Here is a 938-nt window from a genome sequence, read left to right on the forward strand (position 1 = left end):
TCCATTTCAACCACACCGCCGAGCTCTGAATAGGTACGGTTATCGTTTGACCAGGTGTAGTAGGTTTGGCTTGGTGTGGAGATGGCAGTATAGACCTCACCTACCCCTTGGTAGTCGGCATGCTCAGTTTTAATCCGCAGTAAATCTTGAGTGTAGCGAGCTGTGTCATTCCATTGGATCAAATTGATACCGCGTGGGAAATTATCACCAAGCACCAAAGTATTAAAGTTACCTTGGCTATCCACCATCATGGTGCCGCCAAATTGATGCCCGGATATTTGTAGAAGGTTTTTAACTAAATCAAGGGTATTGGCATCATACACCACGGCCAAGCCAGATTGGTGCCCATCGGTTCTGGAGCGGAGGATATTTAAACCAATGCGATCACCAGACCAAGCTAACTTAGATGGCGTGCCACCAACGTTAGACACATCAAGTCCATCGGGTGCAGCACCGGTAGGCGTTGAACTATCGAGTAATTTAGTGATAGTGAGAGTTTCGCTATTCAGATCGTAACGGATGAGACGCACTGGCATGGTGAGTGCGGTTTCATATTCTTCACGAGACTTTGAAAGGCCGTAGACAATCGCGCCGCTACCGTTACTGGTTGCTGAAAGCAATCGCTCATTGTCATCATTAGGCAAACTCAGCGTGCGGTTATGGGTGCCATCCGGGTTAAATTCGCTGTAATACACCGCCATATCAGTTTGGTCTTGCCAAACCACACCATCTTTAGTGCCATTACTCACGGCAGAGTAAGCGACTCTCGGCATGTAGTTAGAGTCCCAATATTGTAAGCCGTCAGGGTAATCTTCTAAAGGCACATACATGTCTTCGCTGACCGTATGCGCTTGCGTCATGATGCGAAGCACTGGGGTGGTGTATTCTGTCTGCACATGGGTGCTGGATAGTTGCGTCTCGCCAAAACGCTCACCGGT

General features: G+C 48.4%; 1 protein-coding gene. It reads right to left on the bottom strand.

Going from position 1 to position 938, the window contains the following annotated elements:
* A partial coding sequence (locus tag F8B77_RS17645) for a hypothetical protein (RefSeq protein WP_167512862.1) occupies window positions 1–938 on the bottom strand: 938 nt, incomplete at both ends.

The organism is Aliivibrio finisterrensis (genome assembly GCF_008933155.1).
GTDB lineage: Bacteria > Pseudomonadota > Gammaproteobacteria > Enterobacterales > Vibrionaceae > Aliivibrio > Aliivibrio finisterrensis.